General features: G+C 48.4%; 16 protein-coding genes, 1 tRNA gene and 1 pseudogene. 9 read left to right on the top strand and 9 right to left on the bottom strand.

From position 1 onward, the window contains the following. Positions 1-19: 19 nt before the first annotated feature. From H9Q79_RS12550 to H9Q79_RS12570, 5 genes and pseudogenes are all read right to left on the bottom strand, one after another. Positions 20-202 (bottom strand): annotated as a pseudogene (locus H9Q79_RS12550) (response regulator); the annotation flags it as partial. Positions 203-308: 106 nt separating this feature from the next. Beyond that, entirely contained in the window at positions 309-4,220 is a 3,912-nt protein-coding gene (locus H9Q79_RS12555; protein WP_249328424.1) for a PAS domain-containing protein, read from the bottom strand. A gap of 2 nt (positions 4,221-4,222) precedes the next feature. Then, a complete protein-coding gene (locus tag H9Q79_RS12560; protein WP_118643491.1) occupies positions 4,223-4,588 on the bottom strand; it encodes an Hpt domain-containing protein in 366 nt (121 codons plus the stop codon). Between the two features lie 4 nt (positions 4,589-4,592). After that, the gene (locus H9Q79_RS12565) at positions 4,593-8,141 is read right to left on the bottom strand and encodes a response regulator (protein ID WP_249329724.1); all 3,549 of its coding nucleotides are present in this window, start codon (positions 8,139-8,141) and stop codon (positions 4,593-4,595) included. Positions 8,142-8,158: 17 nt separating this feature from the next. Beyond that, the gene (locus tag H9Q79_RS12570) at positions 8,159-10,357 is read right to left on the bottom strand and encodes an EAL domain-containing protein (RefSeq protein ID WP_249328425.1); all 2,199 of its coding nucleotides are present in this window, start codon (positions 10,355-10,357) and stop codon (positions 8,159-8,161) included. Positions 10,358-10,828: 471 nt separating this feature from the next. Between H9Q79_RS12570 and H9Q79_RS12575 the strand changes: the two genes are divergently transcribed. After that, positions 10,829-10,904 (top strand) — tRNA-Pro (locus tag H9Q79_RS12575). A 35-nt stretch (positions 10,905-10,939) separates the two neighbouring features. Here H9Q79_RS12575 and H9Q79_RS12580 read toward each other — a convergent pair. The 4 genes from H9Q79_RS12580 to H9Q79_RS12595 are packed head-to-tail and all read right to left on the bottom strand — an operon-like array spanning position 10,940 to position 14,424. Further along, positions 10,940-11,116, bottom strand: coding sequence for a hypothetical protein (locus H9Q79_RS12580; protein WP_249328426.1), 177 nt, complete (start codon positions 11,114-11,116; stop codon positions 10,940-10,942). A gap of 19 nt (positions 11,117-11,135) precedes the next feature. Further along, positions 11,136-11,759 carry a response regulator transcription factor gene (locus H9Q79_RS12585; protein ID WP_249328427.1) on the bottom strand — a complete coding sequence of 208 codons (624 nt, stop codon included), beginning with the start codon at positions 11,757-11,759 and terminating at the stop codon, positions 11,136-11,138. After that, on the bottom strand, positions 11,756-12,787 hold the full coding sequence (locus H9Q79_RS12590; protein WP_249328428.1) for a sensor histidine kinase: 1,032 nt from the start codon (positions 12,785-12,787) through the stop codon (positions 11,756-11,758). The genes H9Q79_RS12585 and H9Q79_RS12590 overlap by 4 nt, the downstream gene beginning before the upstream one ends. Beyond that, a complete protein-coding gene (locus H9Q79_RS12595; RefSeq protein WP_249328429.1) occupies positions 12,784-14,424 on the bottom strand; it encodes a hypothetical protein in 1,641 nt (546 codons plus the stop codon). The genes H9Q79_RS12590 and H9Q79_RS12595 overlap by 4 nt, the downstream gene beginning before the upstream one ends. Positions 14,425-14,664: 240 nt before the next feature. Here H9Q79_RS12595 and H9Q79_RS12600 point away from each other — a divergent pair, with 240 nt between their 5' ends. The 8 genes from H9Q79_RS12600 to H9Q79_RS12630 all read left to right on the top strand — a co-directional run bounded on the left by H9Q79_RS12600 (position 14,665) and on the right by H9Q79_RS12630 (position 21,196). Continuing rightward, positions 14,665-16,998 carry a zinc ribbon domain-containing protein gene (locus tag H9Q79_RS12600; protein WP_249328430.1) on the top strand — a complete coding sequence of 778 codons (2,334 nt, stop codon included), beginning with the start codon at positions 14,665-14,667 and terminating at the stop codon, positions 16,996-16,998. Between the two features lie 262 nt (positions 16,999-17,260). Continuing rightward, the gene (locus tag H9Q79_RS12605) at positions 17,261-18,202 is read left to right on the top strand and encodes a zinc ribbon domain-containing protein (RefSeq protein WP_249328431.1); all 942 of its coding nucleotides are present in this window, start codon (positions 17,261-17,263) and stop codon (positions 18,200-18,202) included. A 9-nt stretch (positions 18,203-18,211) separates the two neighbouring features. After that, positions 18,212-18,319 (top strand): zinc-ribbon domain-containing protein, encoded by a 108-nt coding sequence (locus tag H9Q79_RS18665; protein ID WP_408646479.1) that lies wholly within the window; start codon positions 18,212-18,214, stop codon positions 18,317-18,319. Positions 18,320-18,391: 72 nt separating this feature from the next. Beyond that, positions 18,392-18,988, top strand: a complete 597-nt coding sequence (locus H9Q79_RS12610) for a hypothetical protein (RefSeq protein ID WP_249328432.1) — start codon at positions 18,392-18,394, stop codon at positions 18,986-18,988. A gap of 33 nt (positions 18,989-19,021) precedes the next feature. Then, positions 19,022-19,888 (top strand): zinc ribbon domain-containing protein, encoded by an 867-nt coding sequence (locus tag H9Q79_RS12615; RefSeq protein ID WP_249328433.1) that lies wholly within the window; start codon positions 19,022-19,024, stop codon positions 19,886-19,888. A gap of 80 nt (positions 19,889-19,968) precedes the next feature. After that, complete coding sequence (locus H9Q79_RS12620; protein ID WP_249328434.1) at positions 19,969-20,286, top strand: hypothetical protein; 318 nt, start codon at positions 19,969-19,971, stop codon at positions 20,284-20,286. A gap of 19 nt (positions 20,287-20,305) precedes the next feature. Then, on the top strand, positions 20,306-20,791 hold the full coding sequence (locus tag H9Q79_RS12625; protein ID WP_077532441.1) for a hypothetical protein: 486 nt from the start codon (positions 20,306-20,308) through the stop codon (positions 20,789-20,791). A gap of 21 nt (positions 20,792-20,812) precedes the next feature. Continuing rightward, positions 20,813-21,196 carry a zinc ribbon domain-containing protein gene (locus H9Q79_RS12630; RefSeq protein ID WP_249328435.1) on the top strand — a complete coding sequence of 128 codons (384 nt, stop codon included), beginning with the start codon at positions 20,813-20,815 and terminating at the stop codon, positions 21,194-21,196. Positions 21,197-21,306 lie beyond the last annotated feature (110 nt).

Consider the following 21,306-nt stretch of genomic DNA (forward strand, 5'->3'; position numbering starts at 1 on the left):
CTCCCAGAAGATAACGGTGCAGCAGAACTTCCAGTTTCCTGACATCAATAGGTTTCGCGAAGTGTTCATTCATCCCGGCTTCCCTCGCCTCACTCTCGATCTCCGACCAGTCATAGGCCGTCAAAATGATGACCGGAATGTCATCGCCTACAGTTCTCCTGATACGCCTCGTAACCTCTAATCCGTCCATCCCTGGCATCTTCATAAATTATCACTTGATTCCTACTGCCGCAGCCAGCAGAGATAGTCAGAATACATATAAAAAATAAGTACTATTGAACATATTTTTCTTCTCATACCTGTTTCTCCTATTCCCGGCTGTCAGAATGGTATACCCCGCACTTTATTGTCTGATACAAAGTGGTTTTCAGAATTCCCACATCAATCGGTTTTGCGACATGTGCGGTCATTCCTGCTTCTATAGCCGACTGCACGTCCTCAGCAAACGCATTGGCAGTCATTGCAATAACCGGTATCTCACCTGCGTCAGCCCGCCCCAATGACCGTATGGCCTTCGTGGCTTCATATCCGTTCATCTGTGGCATTTGTATATCCATCAGAACTGCATCATATGTTCCCGGTGCTGTTCCGGAAAACTCCTCCACCGCCTGTTTCCCATCCTTCACTACCACAGATTCCGCCCCAAACATATCAAGCAGGCCGCAGATAATTTCCGCGTTGATAGCGTTATCTTCCGCTACCAGAATCCGCCGGCCGGCGAGTATATCCTGCTCTTCAGAATCCGTACCGGAATCTCCTGAACTGCTCTCAGGCTTCTCTGTCTCATCAGCCGCTTCACATTCAAGCTCAACTAAAAAGACCGTTCCCTGCCCAATACTGCTTTGTACGGAGATTTTTCCATCCATCAGATCAACCAGTCCCTTGGCGATACTGAGCCCCAGGCCGGTTCCTTCAATCTGTTCCGCATTATCGCTGCGGACAAACGGCTCGAAGATGCTCGGCAGCGAATCTTCCGCTATCCCTATCCCTGTATCACGCACAGTAAATCTATAACGGACATATCCTTCCTTCTCCGCCTGTATTTCTTCCACCAGAAATTCTACCTTCCCTCCCTCCGGAGTAAACTTGACCGCGTTACTCAGAAGGTTGATAAGAATTTGATTGATTCGCAGCGAATCCCCGTAGAAGCAGGTATGTGTAATATTACCCATCCTCGTTACAAACTGCAGCCCTGACGCACTTGCCGGAGGGATCAGCATGGCTGAGATCTGCTCCTGAAGTTCTAAAAGGGAAATGTTCATACGGTTTAACTTAATCTTTGAGCCATCGATCTTACTCATATCCAGCACATCATTAATCAGGCTCAGCAGATGACGGGAGGAGACTGTTATTTTCTTCAAACAATCCTTCACCCGTTCCTGATCGTCCGGATGGGCTGACGCCAGGGCCGTCATTCCCATAATCGCATTCATGGGAGTCCGGATATCATGGCTCATAGTAGAAAGAAAGCTGCTTTTCGCCCGGTCCGCCTTTTTCGCCAGCTCCAGGGCATTTTCAAGCTCCGTCTGGGACCTTCTCTCCGCTGCCAGCATGTCTGTCACATCCGCCCTCACCAGACAGACCGTCCGGTGGTTCTGGTCGCCCCATAGAACGTTGACCTGCTTATAACGCACTTCCTGCTCTGCCCGGTACGGGAGTATAAATTCATAGCCGCCGGGAAATTCCTCCAGACGATCTAAAATTGCCGGGAGCCTGAGCCGGCCGGCCGGGTTATCCGCCGTTCCCGTCCCGTACTGGCTGATAAAACGGCCGATGGCTTCCTGATAATCCGTAATCTGATAGGGCGGCAGGTTCTCAAGTACCGTCTGGCGGGTATACATGGTCATTTTCTTGGTTCCGACATCAATAAAGCATGCCAGGTCGAAGGTGTAAGCGATCATATTCAGCAGGCCCTGCTGCTCTCTCACTGATTCAGTGATATCTGTCCGCAGAAGGCACACCCTTCCCAGCCGGAGATCGACAGCAGAGACCGTCATGTTTTTAGTGCGTATATCCCCGTTATCATCAGACATAGAAAAAGCGAACGTATAAGGACCGCTCTTCCTCAGGCGGCTAACCATGAGCTCCGGATCCAGGCAGTTTTTATACTGTTCCCTGTCCCGCGGGACAATCCGGCTCTTCAGCATACCGTCCATCCATTTCGTATGGCACCCTTCCCGGGGCGGAATGCAGCAGGCATTTTCATTGCAGGAAAGAATCGAGTAATGGTCTCTGGTCAGATCCACATCCACAACAAAATCATAGCCTGTTACAGAAAGCTGATGCAGAATCCGTCCGGCTACTATCTGCTCGGTGATATCAGTCACCGTCAGGATTCCTGTCACATCCTCATTGTCCGGAGAAACCACCATATTCATCTTGAACCGTACATATCTCCCCAGTTCCTCGCCGGGCAGGCGGATGAAGCACTCCATCACCTTTTCCGTCTCATTTCTTCTGAATGCAGCAAGAGCAGGCGCTCCCAGATAGGTATCCAGAAATTCCCTCCGCTCGCCTGGCTCAACAATCATCCCGGCAATTCCCATGAAAAATTCTTCCCGGACAGAACCGAAGGTGTTCAGCGGATCAGAATTCGTATAGTCAATGATCTCAATGATCCTGTTGCGGGTGATATTGCAATGCCCGATAATCAGCGCATTCGGGCCGGGCGCGCGGTAATGCTGGATAATCAGCTCGTTGTACCTGCGCCGAACCTGCTCACGTTCCTCTTTCTCTGCAGTAATATCCCGGTATACAGCGTACAGGCGTTTTTCCCCCATCTGGTTCTGAATGACAGAAAACGAAACTCTCACCCACACATAGCCGTCCACGCCCTTTTTCAGCCGGTAGGACATCTCATGGTGGTCAATTCCCCCGGCCATAAGGGCAGAAAGCTGTTCTTTAATGTAACCCAAATCATCCGGATGGGCACCTCTGACAGCGTCCGACCCGTACAGCTTCCATGCGTCTTCCGGCGACATGCCAGTCAGCGCAGCAAACCCATCTGAAATATATTCAGGCGTCATGCTGCCGTCCTCTTCATAGCGAATGACAGCAATACCGTCAGGCAGGTTCCTAACAACCGTTTCAAAGTATTCTTCCAGACGCTCCTTTTCTTTCCTGGTTTTTACTGATTCAGTAATATCTCTTATATATTTTATGTATGCCGGGACGCCGTTCCAGTCTGTTTCCCGGAAACGGGTGGAATAGAACCTGCCGGCTCCCGCAATCGCCATTTCATGTTCTTCTCCATCAGATTTGTGGCTGTGCAGCGTGCAGAACTCGCAGGGATGATCCTTGCCGTGCAGGGCCGTGTAACATTTCTGTCCCAGACATGATTTTCCCCCGGAAAATAGCTCTCTGGATTCATTGATATAAAGCAGGTCATAATTTTCCTTATCAATGACATAGATCCCGTCCGCAGACTCGTTAGCAATACTCTGATACAGGCGTGTTTCTGAAGAAATACCTGTAAAAACAGCATAAAATTCCGCAGGCTCTGTCAATGGGCCCACACGGCGCCCGTTGAGATGAATCCATATGATACTGCCATCCTTGTGCTTCATCCGGTAGGAGACATCCAGAACCTCCCCGCTGGCAAGCGCGGCTCCCGCCGCCACCGTCACCCGTTGACGGTCCGGTTCACAGATCACGTTCAGCGCGTCACCCCTGGTCAGCTCCATAAACTCTTCTCTCGTATGCCCGGAAAGTTTCATCACTCCGTCCGAATAATACGTGGGGATAAATTTGCCCCCTTCAACCCGGTAGCTGGCCACTCCTCCGGGCATGGTATTGATGATATTCTGTATTCTGTCATTGGCCTCCTTCAGCTCCCTGTCCAGACGGAGCTGTTCGCTCACATCGCTGTACACGCCATACAAGAGCTTAGAGCCGTCCCCCTGGGGTTTCACTTTGCCTTCCAGGCGGATCCAGCGGTATGCCATCTCCCGGTCATTCCACAGCCGGTAGGTGTATCTCAGACTGCCGTTCTCATGGATGGCTTTCTCAACCTTCTCCTGCAAGATAACTATATCATCAGCATGAACACCCAGATATCTTGTCTCCCTTTCCACCTCGCGTATGTGTTCCTCAGAATATCCGACAATCTCATAAAAAGCCGGATTGTGATACACCGGCGAAATTCCCATCCTGTCCACCCGATAAACGCATACACCGCAGGGAACATTGCTGAGCGTCTCTTGCAGTTCTTCCGTCACCATCCTCAATTCCCTCCCGTTAACTCCTGCCTCATCTGCTCCACTTTCTCATATTCTTTCCGTATCGCCTGATAGAAATCTGCATAATCATCCCGTTCTTCCCGGATACGAAGAGGCTCCACGACCGCACAGACCGACCGGTAGAGCGGAGTCAGTCCCAGATTTCCCGCGACCCCCTTTAAAGTATGGGCGGCTTCAAACGCGCCGTCCAGATTCCCGTTCTCCAGCGCGCTGCCCAGATTCCGGAAGCTTTCGTCACTGGACAGCAGCCCGAGCATCCGTAAATAAAAAGATTCATTTCCCATAAAGCGTTCCATTGTGCCCTTATAATCAACACCGTAATTTTCTAAAATTTTCTGAAATCCCCACATAGCTTCATTCCTCCTTTCCAAAAATAAAGTGATGAAGCGTCTGGTACAGCCGTTCTGAATCAATGGGCTTTGCCAGATGCGCATCCATCCCGGCCGCCTTGCTCTTCTCAATGTCATCATCAAATGCATTGGCAGTCATTGCAATAATCGGAATTGTCTGTGCGTCCTCGTTACTGAGATGACGGATACTGTTGGCCGCGGTCAGTCCATCCATCAGCGGCATACGGATATCCATCAGAATCGCATTATAATATCCCTTTTCCGTCTTACTGAACAGCTCCATCGCCTTCAGGCCGTTTTCTACCGTATCCACCTGAAACCCTCTGCTTTCCAGAAGCATCACCGCTACCTCTGTATTAATCGCATTGTCTTCAGCAAGCAGTATTCTTTTTCCGGTAAAATCATAAGCCTCTGGCTCTGACTGCTGCTCCTTCTCTTCCTTTTCTCCCAGAGCTCTTGAAAATGCGGAAACCAGCGCAGATTTAAACATTGGCTTGCTCATCAGCAGGTTAACCCCCGCAAGCTTGGCTTCGTGTTCAATGGAAACCCAGTCATAAGCCGTCATGATGATTATTGTAACTTCCGGCCCCACTATTGCGCGTATGCGCCTGGCCGTCTCTATACCATCCATGCCCGGCATTTTCCAGTCAATCAGAATCATATCAAAATATCGTTCTGTATCCCATAGCTCCCGCACCCGTTCGACCGCTTTATGGCCGCTGTCCACCCACTCGGCGGTAACGCCCATCTCACGCAGTGTGACGACGGCGCTTTCACAGACTACCACATCATCATCCACGACCAGCGTTTTCAGATGCGAAAAGTTATAGTCGTGTTTTTTCTGGTGCCTGTGCAGTTTCTCCTCTTCTGTAATATCCAGCTTCACATCTATCGTAAATTCCGTCCCAATATCCTTGATCGAACGCACGGTAATCCTTCCGTCCATCAGATCCACTATATTCTTAGAAATCGCCAGGCCCAGTCCGGTGCCGCCGTACAGAGCCGTAGTTCCCGTGGATTCCTGAGAAAAGGGTTCAAAGATGCGGGGAAGAAACTCTTCACTCATGCCGACCCCCGTATCATTTACCACAAACCGAAGGACCGCATCATTCTTCGTCCGGTGGCGCTGAGCTGCAGAAAAGGTGACCTTTCCGCCCTCTCCCGTAAATTTTATCGCATTGCTTAAAACATTCAGGAGCACCTGCTGGAGCTTCATGGCATCTCCCATATAGTAATCATCCAGCACAGGGTCCACAATACACTCATATTCCACTCCTTTGGCCGCCGCCTGGCTGTAACAGATGGAATTGACTCCTACCAGGAATTCTTCTGTGGGAATCCTCTCATTCTTCAACAGCATCTTCCCGCTTTCAATCCGGCTCATGTCCAGAATATCATTGATGAGCGATAAAAGGAACCGAGAAGAAATCCCAATTTTGGAAATGCAGTCTGACACCAGTTCGTCATCTCCGACCGACTGGGCGGCGATGGTGCTCATACCGATAATCGCATTCATTGGCGTCCTGATTTCATGGCTCATGCGGGAAAGGAAATCGGATTTTGCAGCATTCGCCTGTTCGGCCGCAACCAGAGCCGCCGCCAGCTCATCCTTCTGCCTCTGCTCCTTCTGGACAATGTCTGTCACATCGCTGCGCGCCACGCAGACTTTGCCCAGCTCCTTATCTATGTAGAACACCTGGAACCTTTTTACCCTCTGATTGCCCTGTTCATCTTTCATCTCCAAAACAAATGTATATACCGGCGTCTGCTCCAGCTTCTGTTCCATATACTCAAAATCCAGCTTCTGCAGACATTCCTGTCTGGCCTCTTCATCCATGTACTGAAGGGCCATCCTCCTCAATTCTGCCTGGAAATCCCCCGGAGAGGAAGATATCGGCCGCTGACGGTTCCTCCGGATATCCACTTGCGTGAGCAGATCAAAATCCAGTTCCGCAATCTTCTTAAGCAGCTTTTCCTGCAGCTTAAAGGCTGTGTTATCCGTGGTATAAAAAAACGCGATGATATCGTCTGTCCCAGGCTTTCTGTATAGCTGGAAACTTGTGCTGCTCCAGAATGCCCCCTCATCTTCACGTTTCCTCAGGAACTCAAAATGGTAATCTGTCTTTCCGGAAGCATATCCGGTCAGGACCTTATCTCTGGCCAGCGAATTGTAGATTCTCTCCCCATACGCCGGATCAACCGCAGAAGCGGCCAGGTGCTCTACCAGTTCATCATAAGTGGTTCCCACACCGGCAATCGCCATCTGGGGGGTAGCGATATAATTCTCCGTCCGGTTCTGGGTTATATTAATTCTTCCCTGACTGCTCCCTTCTTCTGAGGACAGCTCCACAAAATACGCCAGTTCCTGCTCATACAGCTCATTATTGCGTTTCTGAAGGCGCTTCTCATCTGTTATATCAATAAATACGCAGAAAAACTGCGCGCCATCCTTTTCCTGGAACATCTGGCCTTTGACAGAAACCCATTTTATGCTCCCATCCTTACAGACCAGGCGGTTCTCACTGTGAACTGTGCTGCCATGGCGCAGTTGTTCACTGATCCTCTCTGTCACATCCGGCATATCTTCCGGATGGATCACCGCCGACATCCTGCTGCCCATGGCTGAGAATTCCTCCCGCGAATATCCCAGGAATTCAAACAGTCCGTCATTGGCATCGATCACTGAAAGATCCTCATCATATCTGCACCTGAAAACTGCTCCCGGTATATTATTGTAGAGATGCAGAAGTTCGTCCTGCATCTTCTTCTGCCCCGTAATATCTATACAGACTGAGACAATCGCCGGACGGCCGTTTTCCGCAATAATCCGCCGCCCCAGGTCATGCACCCAGATATAAGAACCGTCTTTTTTCCGCATCCGGTACTCGACGACGTACTCATCCCCTTTCTCCAGCTGCCCGTCAACCGTCCGGTCAACCATCGTCCGGTCGTCCGGATGCATACAGTTGGTAATTTTGCCATCTATATCTCTGACGAATTCCTCTTCACTTCCATATCCCAGGTAATCAAGCATCTGGCGGTTTATGAAATAAAAAGGGAACTGCTCCTCTATATAACCGCCCATCATGCCACCTGCCACCGAATCGCTTAACAGTTCCTGCCTCTGCCTGGCTATCTGCTCCATTACCAGAGTCTTTGGATAATGCTCTTCTCCCCGCTGGCTGCCGCCCGGCTCAGATACATGAAAGCTTTTCACCTTCCATGCCCCGCCGTCTTCCTTCACCATCGTAAAGAATGATCTCAGATGCCAGATATACTGCCCGTTTTTCAGCGTCATTTTCGTTGACAGATTACACGCATCCTCACAGATTATCTGCTCACAGATCACTTCCAGGCTGCAGACGAACGGTTCCGTGATCTCGCTGATATCCTGTCTGACATATTCAGACATCTCTTCCTTCCCATGGGCGGCTTCATGTTCGCCCGTTCCGACAAAATCCACATCCTCATCCAGCATCTCTGTCGCAGAAATTTCGTCACGCTGTTCAAACCAGTACCGGCAAAATGCCAGAGCTGCATCCCTTGCAGTCATATTCTGTTCCCTTCCCTCTATTCTCTCCACAGGTAGCACCCGCCTTTACCATTCGTTTTTGCCCGGTACAATGCCATATCTGTCCGTTTTATCGCTTCTTCTGCCGAATCCTCCGCATTCCAGACCGCAATCCCCACAGACGCAGTCACAGTCAACTGGTCTGAAAAGTAAATATTAGAAAATGCATGGCAGATTTCCTCTCCCTTTTTGAGGATATCCTTTTCAGATTTCATCAGTTTCATGATAACCATAAATTCATCTCCGCCGTATCGGGCCAGGATGTCCGTCCTCCGTGTACGGGTGCGCAGCACTCTGCTGAACTCCTGAATCAGCCGGTCACCTTCTATGTGCCCTAAAGTATCGTTGATCTGCTTCAGGTTATCCAGATCAAACAGGTAAAATGCAAACGGCGCGTCCTCTCTCTCCAGCGCTCTGACAGCCATCTCCCACCCTCTCCGGTTCAGGACCCCGGTCATATGGTCCCTGTATGCTTCCTCCTGCAGATCCCTTTCCCTCTTCTGAAATGAAGCCAGTTTCACCGCATGAAGCACTCTCCTCCACAAGCTTTCTTCCGAATGGGGTTTATCCGCATAATCCGCGGCCCCCAGCTCCAGAGCCTGCTGCTCGTACTGAATATCCGGGGGGCCGGTTACGATAACCGGAAGATCCCAGACTCCTTTTTCCTCTTTGACGGCTTTCAGCACGCAATAGCTATCACCTCCCGGTAAAGCATTGCTGAGCAGAACTGCCCCCATCCGATCCTTATATATTGAGATATACCCCAGGGCTGAGCCTGTATCCACTGCCTCGACAACCTGATAATACTTTGAAAAGGCTCTCTGCACACGCCCGCGGTACCCGCTGTCCTCATCGGCTACCAATAGTACCTGACTCTGATACCTGTTCTCGAACTCCTCCTTCTCCCGATTCCATGCCTCCTCTCCAGCGGGCTGTACCTTCAGCAGCTCTTCAAACTCTCTCTCAGGCATGGGCTTCGCATAAAAATAGCCCTGTACATAATCGCAGCCCGTCTCAATGAGACGTTCCAGCTGTTCTCTGGTCTCTACCCCTTCCGCTACAACCCCCAGATGCATCCAGCGGGCCAGCTCCATGATAAATTGCAGCACTCCCTGATTCATTGGCTTGGCCGTTTCACTCTGAATGAATTTCATATCCAGCTTCAAAATATCTATGGGCATCTGGTTGAGCATATTCAGAGATGAATAACCGCTTCCGAAATCATCCATTTCAATAATAAAGCCTAAATCTCTCAGATACCCGACAGTCTCGATGATCTGGTTGGGGTTTTCCGTATAGGCGCTTTCTGTGATTTCCAAATGAAGCCGGGAAGGAGACAGGCCATATTTCTGTACTGTTTGCATGAGGATATCCGCTATATCTTCATTATAAATATCCGCCCTGGATACGTTGACAGATATCGGCACCGGCGGATACCCTTTATCATCCCATTCCCACATATAGGAACAGGTTTTATCCCATACATATTGATCGAGCTTTGTTATAAACCCATTTTTCTCAAATAGCGGTATGAATTCAGCCGGGGACTGAAATCCCCAGTCCGGATGCTTCCAGCGGATCAGAGCTTCAGCGCCGGCCAGGCCGTCATCCCTGATCCGGTACTTAGGCTGGAGATAGATTAAAAATTGCTCTTCCCCCAGGGCCTTCTCCATACTGTCGATAATACCCTGCTGCCGCAGCAGTTCATCCCGCAGCTTGTCATCATAATAGGCAAAATATTTCCCATACTGCCCTTTAATGCTGCGGGCAGCTAAAAGAGCGCGGTCGCACATCTGCTCCACGCTCACGTTCCGATCCTCGACGGAATAAATGCCCCATTTCATCACAACGCTTCTGGCGTTGGAAAGAGCGTTAACCTGCTCACTGGCGCCGATAAACATTTCATCGGTATAGTCTCCATCATGCATCAGAAGACATACAAACTGATCGGCATTCAGCCGTCCATAGATACCATGATGTCCCGTCATCTTCCGGTAAAGTTCTGCAATTCCGCACAGCAGCTGATCCCCGGCCGCTACGCCAAATACGTCATTAATCAGTTTAAAATTCTCGATATCAGAACAGATGATATCACACCGCTTACCCGGATTCTGCCGCAGGAATTCCCTCACGCGCTGATAGAAATACTCCTTACTGTAGATACCCGTCAACTGGTCATACTGGAACTGATTAATCATGGCCGCGGTCTCCCGCAGATGAATAATGCTGGCGACCCGGTGTAAAATAATCTGTGGTTTATAAGGTTTTCCCACAAAATCAGTCGCACCGTGGGACAGCGCGGCTACCTCGTCAGCCTCGCTGTCACTCTGTGTGTGTTAGGACGTCACACTGATAGCGGAATGCGCATTTCTCACGGCTTTACTTTGCGGTTACGCTTAGAGCGAAAGCCGTGAGAAAATGAGAATTTGCACCAATTTTTATATTGGTCGGAGAGCGGTAATGTTATAGTTTAATGTTAAGCGTCTTATCCAGCCAGATCTCGTATTTTGAATTTTTGCATCCAAAGTTTTCAAATAGTACAAATAAGCAAGAACAAAAAATCAATCTGTTAAAGTTGATAAAATTCCAAAACTTTAGTGCAGATTGCGTGGATACTAACAAGTCAAGCATTTTTCAAATTATCGAAAGGTGTTATAATATTCTATATCCGGGGTTTGGCGCAGTTGGTAGCGCGCGCGCTTTGGGAGCGCGAGGTCAGCAGTTCGAGCCTGCTAACCCCGACCAGGTAACCTGCTCATACGATTTATGTATGAGCGTTTTTATATTTCTGGATAAAACTTGTAGTAAAAACGATAAGCACTTTGCATCTGGAGATACTTGGTATTTTTGATAACGCCTTCGTGGCGTTCTTTTTCTTGCGCAGCGTTTTTTGCGGCATCGGCTTCTGCACCAACTTTTACTGACTGTTGCTTATAAAGCTCTGTTAATCTACTCATTTTGCGTTCTCCTTCATGCTTAATACTTCGGCAGAATCAACCGCTTTTCTACCACCTCAGCCACCAACTGCAAGGTGTTCTGGTAGCCCGTTTTCTGCAATATATTCTTGATGTGGTACTTGACGGTGTTTGGCGTAATATCCAGATCTGCCGCAATCTCCTCATATTTCCTGCCTTGTGCCAGCTCCCGGATAATATCAAACTCCCGGCTGGTAAACTCAGCGCTGTTGCTGTACCCGATACGAATCATCGGTGTGTCCTCGGGGTAAACATATTCGCCGTTCATCACCCGGTCACAGACTTCCATCAGGGCAGTGCTGCCATATTCCTTGTACCAAAAGCCGTTACAGCCACAAGCTTTTGCTTTTTGAATAAAGGAATGCTCTGGCATAGAAGTCATGATGATGATCTTGATTTTTGGATTATACTGCTTAATCTTTGCCGCAGCTTTCAGGCCTGATTCTTCATCAGCCGTACAGACATCCATCAGGATTAAATCGACACACCCGCGCAGACAGGCTATTTCAGCATTCGCCGCATTTTCTATGGAGGCGTACAGGATATATTTTTCTGATTTGGCGATCTGATTCTCAATGGCGTCCCGGGTAATCCTAGAATCTTCTACTACTAAAACCTGTATCATTTTCGTCCTCCTTTCTGGATTTCGTCTAAATCAAATGGAATACTCACAATGAGGGAAACGCTGTTGTCGCAGAGCACTTTTAGGGATGCTCCTTCTTGTTCCAATCGTTGCCGCAATGCGCTAAGACCATTACCTTCCGTAATGTTTGAAACAGATACACTACCGTTGTCGGATATCTCTATATGATAACTTTTCTCGTCCTGCTCGATTTTTACCGTCAGTTCCGTAGCATCCGCATGGCGTACCGCATTGGTGAGCGCCTCGCGGACGGCGGCATACAAAAGCTGTAATGCCTTACGGCTTTTTGGCTGTTCGCCAAGGAATACAACCTTACAACCAATCAGCTCCGCCACCTGCATCAGTTCAGACTGCAGGGAAGAATCAGGAACCGTCCACACAGTAGGAATATTGAAAAAATCACGAATGGTGCTGTTCCAGCTTTCCCGCAGTACATCGGTGTTCTCGGCCAGACTGTCTTCCGTAATTGCCTTAGTGGTGGCCAGCAAACAGTGACCCAGCTCATCATGGATATGCATTTTCGCAGCGAGAATCTCTTTATTCAAATTGACTTCTACGATGCTGTCCAGCAAGGTTTTCTGCCGCTTTTGCATCTCTTGCAGCCGAATGGTGTTCTCGTACAGTTCTTCGCTGAGCCGGTAGAGTTCGGTAATTTCCGCCGCTTCAACCTGAACGGTATTAGAATCAAGAAACCTCAGTTCAAAACGCCAGACCGAGCTGTCTGAGAAGCGGAAGAACAACTGTTGGTGGGTGCTTCCATTTACTTTGTCCGTATCTTTCGGCAGCCAAGATTGAGTTAGCTTTTCCGCTTTACCGTTATTAGCAAAGTTTGTGAGTTCCTCCCACGCCGCCTTTGCGTTCAGGATTGTATGCCCGGTCAGTTCCAGCACCAGCTGATTCATCTTTTCATTAACGAGAATGACCCGTCCGTCCAATGCGGAGAAGCAGATGCCGCCGGGGTAAGAGTCAATTGACTTTTTGATCATTTTAGCTGACATATTCTTTTTCATGACCGCATTACCTCTCCTTCCTGTGAGAGTAAAAAACGATAACCTGACGGAATCTTTTCTGTCTGGAACCGATATCCGTATTCTAAAGAACGAGGAGCAAGTTCATGGTCTGTGCCGGTAATCTCAAAGCAAGCTGTGTCACTGATTTGGATTTCCATAGAGGTCAGACGAAAATCTGCCTCCTCTAAAATCTCTTCCAAAGTTTTCATAATGAGGAGAATCAGCTCCGGCTCTAAATTTGATGTGGGGCAGAAATCCAAGCTTGTCCTTATTCCAAGATTCTTCATACATTTCGCCACATCCTGTAAGCTGATGGCTAAATCCCCCATCGGAATCATCTGCTGTTCCTGATAAGTAAGCTGTAAATTGCAAAACCGTTTGACGTAGGTGCCGATGAGGCAGATGCGGTTCCAGTCATCTGAGGAAAGGGATTCTTTCGACAGAATCTTTTCCATCAAAGCGAGCTGTCCGGCCACCTCCGATGATAAGCTGTCATAAATACCATTGCGCGCCTGAATGCTTGCCTCATCTGATTGAACGCGGATTTCCTGCGCCAGCAGATCTTGTTCTTCTTCCAGTTCCGCATTCAGTCTCTGAAGCTCCCGTAAAGCCTGATTGATCTGCGAGAGATCGGTCTGCCAGACCATATACCCACCCGGGATTTGATGCAGGTGCATGATAACATCTTCCGTAACAGAAAAATGCTGATTCTGCTTTAGGGATTCCAGTATAACCGGTGTGATATCCGCCGCGTTTTCCGATGTTGCAATCGTCTCCCCACTTGGGGAAAGAGTCTGCATTGCCACCGTAGACCGCCGGAACACTTCGCCGTACTGCGTGTTTACGGGAATCAGCCCGGTCAAAATATAGAGCTGCCAGCAAAGCACGATGATGAAAATCAGTCCCGCCGAATATTCCACAAGCTCAAACCGCACTACGTAGGCCGTCGCAGCATAAGGAATACTGAACAGAAAGAGTAAAATCGGCTCGTAGAAGGGAACCAGCTTTCGGTAAAACGGATCTGACTTTGCCGTGCCGTTACGTTGATAAATCACATACACCTGATATGCAATGATACTAAGCGCCCATATGTGAATCATATATGTGCCAATGTATGGGTGAAAATACAAATTCGACTGTGGCTCATTTGGCACGATATAATAGAAAAAATGATGCAGATCGTTGGTCAGCGCCATTACGCTCAGAAAACAAGCCGGTATCAGGAGCAGATACCACTTTTTGCTAATTCGGTAATCGTCTGCCTTGCCGAGATAGAACGCACCGTAAAGTCCGAACAGCGGAACAAAGATAACTGCGATATCAATAAAATATCCGGTAAAACGCATCCATGAAATGTTTACATAAAGGAATGCATCCTGAACAAAGCGAATCGTTAAATATAAAATGTTGACGATATTCTGCGCGGTCAGATGACTGCGCATGGATTTCTGCATGATTTTCGTTGTAATGGTATGCTGCCAGCTAAAAAGGAGCAGCATATAGACCGCCCAGACAAGATATGGCCGCAGAGAATCTTCCGGCAAGTACCGCATACTAAGCTGCCGGTATGCGGAGACAGCAAACAGTAGCACTGCCGCCGCAAAAAGCCGGACAACGGATTTTTTACGCTCGTCCATCGGATTCCCTCCTTAGAAAAGATGATTCTAACTGGTTGATGCAGCTAGAACATAATAAGATTATTATAGCACAATAAGCCAAATTCGCCCCACACAAAAGGGTAGTGTACAGAATTTTTTCAAATTATTTTCTGAAAACTACCTGATTGTGTGGGGCGCTTTTTTGTCGCTTCAGGTAAAATGGGATGGAAAATGAGCTGGGACTGCTTTTGTCTCCGGCAAGCGAGAGGAGTAGAGATTATGTTCTGTTCAAAGTGCGGGAATCCTTTGCCGGATAACGCAAAATTTTGCGGTGCGTGCGGCGCACCTGTAAAGATATCACAAGAAGCTTCGCCGGTGCCGCAGCAACCGGCAAGTGTATCGGATGAAGTGGGCGGCATCCAAATGCCAAAACCGGTGAATGTACCGAAGCCGGAGCCGCTGATGGAGGCGCAAAATTTCAATGTGCAAATGAGCGGCGCTGTAGCGTCCGTGAAGAAATCAAAAAAGGGGCTTGCAATCGGCCTGTCCATTGGCGGTGTAGTGCTTACAGTCATTCTTGCGGTGATGCTGATTTTTGTGCTCCGCCCCAAAGACAGCGTTCCTGAATACGGTCAAGGCTCTGTTTCCCTTGGTGCCAGTGAAGTTATTTACGATGACGAATACATTTACTATCTTGGTGAACAGGCAGCGGAGCAGGCTTATATCATGCGCATCGGCGATCAGTCGAATTCAAGGCCGGAAATTCTCTATGAAGCAGATCAAATAAAGGGCGATGGATGGTCCAAGTATCCGCTGGGAGCGCTGTTCCTGTGGAACGATAAGATCTGCTTTCTGGAATGCACAAATGCCACAGAGCAGGGCGACGAGAAATATGAAATTCACTGGATCAGCAAAGACGGCAAGGAAGACGGCACCCTTGTAAGCTATGAGCAGCTCAATACATATGGCGATTTTCCGTCTCAAATGGAAGGCATTTACTTCTTTGAAGACTATCTCATCTTCGGCAACAGATTTTTCTTCTACCGGCTGGATCTGAATACCGGTGAGCTGTGCAGACAGGAGGATTTTCTTGACCTTGAGGGGCCTGCCTGCTTTGTAGCGTATAACGACGGATACTATTATTATTTTGTTCCTGACGTGGTGAATAATCTGATGGGAGAAACCCTATATCGAAAAACGGAGAATTCTGAGGAAGAGGTAATCGGTAGAGTGCCATCCCAGGACGATGATGACTGGGAGAAGTATTTCTCCTTTATTCCCAAGGGCGATTATCTGTATTATGCAGATTCAGACAACATTTACCAATTAAGCATTCATGACGGCGAAATTGAAAAGCTTGCATCTTATGAGGGAACATATAACCGATTTGCCCTTAGCGACGCAGGACTCTACTATTTCAGGGATATGTCCCTTTGCCTTCTTGATCTTGAAACGCTGAAGGAAACTGCCTTCGACCTGCCGGAAAGCGTAAGCGGGATTCCTGATTTGATCTATGCAGGCTGGAATGGCGAATGCTGGTTCATCCTGGGGGCTGACAGTTTTGATTATTGCCGTTTCCGCCAGTTCCACCCGAATGGGAACAACGGATCCTTTGTTTTTTGGAACGGCACGGTTCAAGGGGACGGCTATGTCCAGGACACTTCAATAGAGAATCAGGAGACTGTCAATACCACCGAGCTGTATGCGAATGTGGTTAAACAGACCTTTGCAGATCAAGGCTCTCTCTGGTTTGATGAAGCTGAGTATGAATGCAGTGCACGTGGTGTATTCAAAATTGATCTGATGGACTTTAATCAGGATGGCACTGAGGAATTGGTGATGCTCTATAACAATCGCGAGAGTATTTTTCCGTTTGTTGATGTATGGACAGTAAAAAACGGCGAAGCGGTTCAGCTTTTCTGCGAAAGGCAGCAGGAGGAAAACCACGAAGCTGCCATTAGCAGCCGCATTTATCAAAATGGCGGAAACCTGTATGTTCCGGTATATGATTCCCTGGACAATGCCCCCATGTATGTTCATTTATATGGCTTTGACGAGAATGGGGAATTTGGAGAGGTCTATCAATATGAAAACAACGCCTTTTATATGAACCAGCTTCCGGATGGGATGAATTTTACGGAAAGCAAGGAAACTCTGTTTTACACAAACACCCAGTTGGCCTACGATAAAGGTTTTGAAAACGTAAAAGAAGAAATGATGGAATCCCTCCGGACGGATATGGAATATATGTTGAACGTGCTGGGGATCGCGGTTCCAGAGAATTCATCGGAGGATTTGGATGGGCCAGACAGCGTGATAGACTGGTGCGGTATTTACCAATACGATGACGGAAATCAGGAAGAGCAGTTTATCATCAATGAGTCGAATGGCAGTGAGGTGCGCGGCGTCTATGTGTTCGCCACAGCAAGCGGTGCATATGACCAGCGTGATTTTGTTTGGAGCAAAGACGGCAGCGTTACTGCTTCGGAACCCTTCCAGAACGGCATCGACTCTATCTTTTATCGTTTGGAGAACAACCGGATTGTTGTGGATTACCCGGACGGTTGGTGGCCAGACAGAGAATATGTGCGGGTTTCGGACGTTGGGAGCTAATTTGAAGAAGAGGAAACATAGGGAATTCCAATTCGTTGTGCCGAGCATCTGCGAAATTCAAAGAAAGTCTGTTCGAGAAATTCGCCTATGAATCCGACAACGATCTCGCCATCCTGAGCGGAATGCTTAGCTGCGCAGCGGAAAGGTCAACCCGGACGGAAGTATCCCGCCGATTCGGGAGGCTGGAAACGGACTGCAGATTGCTCTGCTGATAGCGATTGCGGCCATTGGCGGTCTAATTGTATTTCTTGGAGGTAGAAACATGAACGAAACAAAGAAAATAAAATTTCCGGTAGCAGCGATTTTCTGCACAGCCAATGTGCTACTGGGGCTACTAAGCATTTTTATGACCTATGCCTCACTTCCACATATGCCCTGGAACCGGCTTCTGAACACCCTACTTCTTCCAATTCTTTCCCTGATTTCGGGGATCGTGCTGGCAGCGGTGCTGTACCAGCGGAAGCGGAGACTAACCCTTTTCCTCGCCTTGGGGCTGGAACTGGTCATACCGCTTTTATGCATCTGCGATATTGTGTTTAGCCGCAGCCTCTGGGGGCCAGCTTGGAAAGATCTTCTCTTAGGCCAAGCAATTGCCGCAGTGATTGCGCTTCTGTTATTGCTGTTTGCTGCCTTTCAGGACTGGAAGGGGAAATCCGGTATTGCAAAGTTCAACCGGGCGATTTGGTTTGTTCCCGGTATTTTGTACCTGGTGAACAATCTATCTGACCTGTATCAGGGATATCTGGCAATCATTAATCATGCACCAGACCATGACAAGTACATGCTGAGTATGTTTACCATTCTGGCAGTGGGGCTCCCCATGACCTTCTTGCTGGGCTGGTGGCTGACGCATCCCTATAAAAAGGAAAGGGCTGTCTACCAAATGCCTGTTGCGCAACCATATGGACAGCCTTACGGACAGCCGGTCTATCAGAGCGCTGGCGCTTCAGACGCCGCACAAAAGGTGTTTTGCACCAACTGCGGTCGGGAATTGCTGCCGGATGAGACATTTTGCGTCAACTGTGGCACCAGACGTCCGGAACCGCCTCGGGCTAACCCAGATCAAGCAGAACAAAAGGTATTCTGTACTGGTTGCGGCAGGGAACTTCCGCCGGATGAGGATTTCTGCGGTGCCTGCGGTACAAAGCGCCCTGTAGATAAAACAAGCGGGCATACAGTGTACGGCGGTCATATCGACCTATAAAATAATGGGATTGATACTGGAACCGTTTTCTGTACACAGTGCGGTGCTGCTATGGACAGCCATTCCATGTTCTGTACGAGATGTGGTGCAAGACTAAAAAATGATCCGGTAGGATAACCGGGCGCATCGCTTGCTTTTTATTTCCACACACAAAAGAATTTTTACAAAAAATTAGTAGGAGGAAAATCTATGAGAACAAACGTAAAAGTACGGCTATTATCCGTACTGCTGACCGTAATCCTATGCGCCACAATGTTGACTGCCTGCGGAAAATCTTCCGGGAAAAGAACGCTATCAGTCAGCTTTCCAAAAACTGCATGTGTAACTGTTCAAGGGACAGAAACCATTACGAACTATTCACATGACAGAGTCATCGTTCATGAGGATGGTTATATTGAGGTTTGTGGAACGATGCAAAGCGGGGATGAAACATACAGCGTGCAATGGCTCTATACATCGGACGGAAAACCGGTAGGCAGCCGCGAGGAGCAACCGTCCGGCCAGAAAGATACGGTGCTTTTATTGGACAATTATTTTGACTTCGTACCGGGAGAAGACGGCGTTGTAAAGGTAGAAGGAAATACAGTCTATTATGAAGACTATTATGTGGTTTATGACGTAGAAAACGATATAATCCGGGAAATTACCGTTTTTAGCGATGGTCAGCCCGGGAACCATTTCGAAATGAATGAATTTGGTCAGCTAATGGAAATGGAACTTTACGATTCAAGCGGTGTTTATTTGAAGGTGGAGAATACATACGAAGAGATTCCTGTCGAATCATGATACGGAGATACTAAGAACAAGGAGGATTTACTTATGAACGATACAAAATACAGTCCTGCTACTTCCAAAACGGAAGAGTTGATGGACGGCAGCTTTCGCTCTGCGATGAGTTATATAGCCTTGCTTGTAAAAAGCTGGAAGCTGGATCCGCTTCAGCGCACCTTGGCAATCATTTCTGCCGTCAGCTCGCTTTTTTTACTGATCAATCTCAACGTTCAGGTGTACATCTGGATGTGTGCGCTTGCCGGCCTTCTGCAGCTTTGGATGTGCGTGAAGAAAGTGAAGATAGAATCTTTCTCCATGGCTTTTACATATTCCTTGTTTAGCGTTGGCAGCCTGATTACTGCAATTCAGCAGATTATCAATTACGGAGGCTATTATTTTTCCGGCTGGCGCGGGGCGGAACGGGTAATCGTTCAGCTTGTATTGTATGTATTGGTTACTATGGCATGGATTTTGGCATTGAAAAAAGACGAAAATAAAAATACTCTTCGGCTTGTTTTCTTCGTCATCTCTTGTGTGCTTGGCGCATACGAGGTCATATATGTCCTGCTCGCTCTGCGGACAAGCTTTAAGCTTGCCCTGTACGGTTTGGCATGGATTGGTTTTATTGCCGTTTTTGCCATACAGGTTTTCATGCTTTATCGAAAAAACGCCCTGCAACGTCAAACCTTCGTGCAGAGCGTCAATAGCGGTATAAATTCCATCAATCCACAGATGCCGTATTATTCGCCCGAACAGCCTCAAACAACCGTACTGCCGCAGGAGCATCCTTCCACCATATCGGAGGAGGTGCAGGATCCGGCTCCCGAGCCGACAGTAAAATTCTGCGCACGGTGCGGAGCTGCTATGGATAGTCAATCGAAGTTCTGCGCGAAATGCGGTTCAAGGTTGGAATAAGGATGAATGCCGAACCCGGGCAAAAAGCTGTTGTTTAAATTGAATCGTAGCATAAAAAATCAATCAAAGGAGGATTCTTCATGTACATGAAAAGAAACAAGCGACTGCTGGCTATACTGCTGGCCGTCATCCTGTGTGTCACGATGCTGACTGCCTGCGGAGGTTCAAAGTTGAGCGGCACATATCACTCTCAAGGTCTTATTTCCCAATCGTTTACTTTTGACGGAGACCAAGTGACCATGTCTGCTTTTGGCATCAATGCCAGCGGCACATATCAGATCGACGGCGGCCAGATCATTATTACATATACCCTGTTCGGCCAGGAATACACCTGGGAGCAGTCCTTTTCACAGTCGGGAAATGTGATCAACATCGGCGGCACAGAATTTGAAAAATAAAATTTAGGAGGAATTGATTATGTGGTTTGCAATTTTACTTTCCGTTGGAGCGGTTGCCATTGGCCTGTTCTTTGGACTTCGCCAAGGAAAGGTCAACAACCAGCTTTTGGATGAAGGAAGAATCGTAAAACGTAAGTATGTCATCACGGAGCAGGCGGAGGAGTTCACCCTGCGGGGTGCAGATTTTGCCCGTGTTCTGCAGGGTATCCAGGATGCTGATTTAAGAGGAAGCGGCGTATCCGTTCAAAGGAATGATACAAATCAGGCATTCTTCTTTACCGGAAGCAACTGGAAGGCTGAAATGTATCGGAAGAACGATGTGGGCGACCAGAACGTGTGGTATTTCCATTTCACCAATTGGAAAACCTACCGGGGTATGGTGCAGGAGCACATCCCTATGAACATTTTGATTACCGCAATCGAGAAAATGTTCCTTTCCATTGACCCAGGTGCCCAGGTCCAGAACATCCCCATCAAAGTAAAAACCAACCCCAGCTTTTTCTAATGGAACCAGGAGGAAAGAACCATGAATGAAAATCTGTTGCTTATTATATGCGCCGTTGGTGTTGTAGCGCTTATATATCTGATCCGGTATATCATCGCAAAGGTGGTCTACAAGGGAACAGATGCCATTGAAAACAAGCTGCGGCAGATTGAGCCGGGTACCCGCGCTACGGGCAACCAAAGCCTGGCGGAGCGGCTGGGCGTTCCCGGGCAGAATCCCCCGGCTGTCCAGTCCAACCAGACTCCGCCCCCGCAGCCTGTTTCGCCTCAGCCCGGTAACCCTGCCGATATCCAGGTAGTTTCCGCTCAGGGACAGACGGCTTCTTTCTGCACCAAATGTGGCGCTGCGGTAAAACCCGGCAGCACCTTCTGCGTGAAATGTGGAGCAGAACTGAAAAAGAACTGAATACGAAACTCGGACAGAAAAGGCCGCAGCAATGCGGCCTTTTCTGTTGCAATCTTGGTTTGATTCGATTCGCCGACATAGTAATAAAGACAAAAAACTCTGCAACGGAA

The sequence above is a fragment of the Wansuia hejianensis genome, assembly GCF_014337215.1.
In the GTDB taxonomy this organism is placed as follows: Bacteria; Bacillota; Clostridia; order Lachnospirales; family Lachnospiraceae; genus Scatomonas; species Scatomonas hejianensis.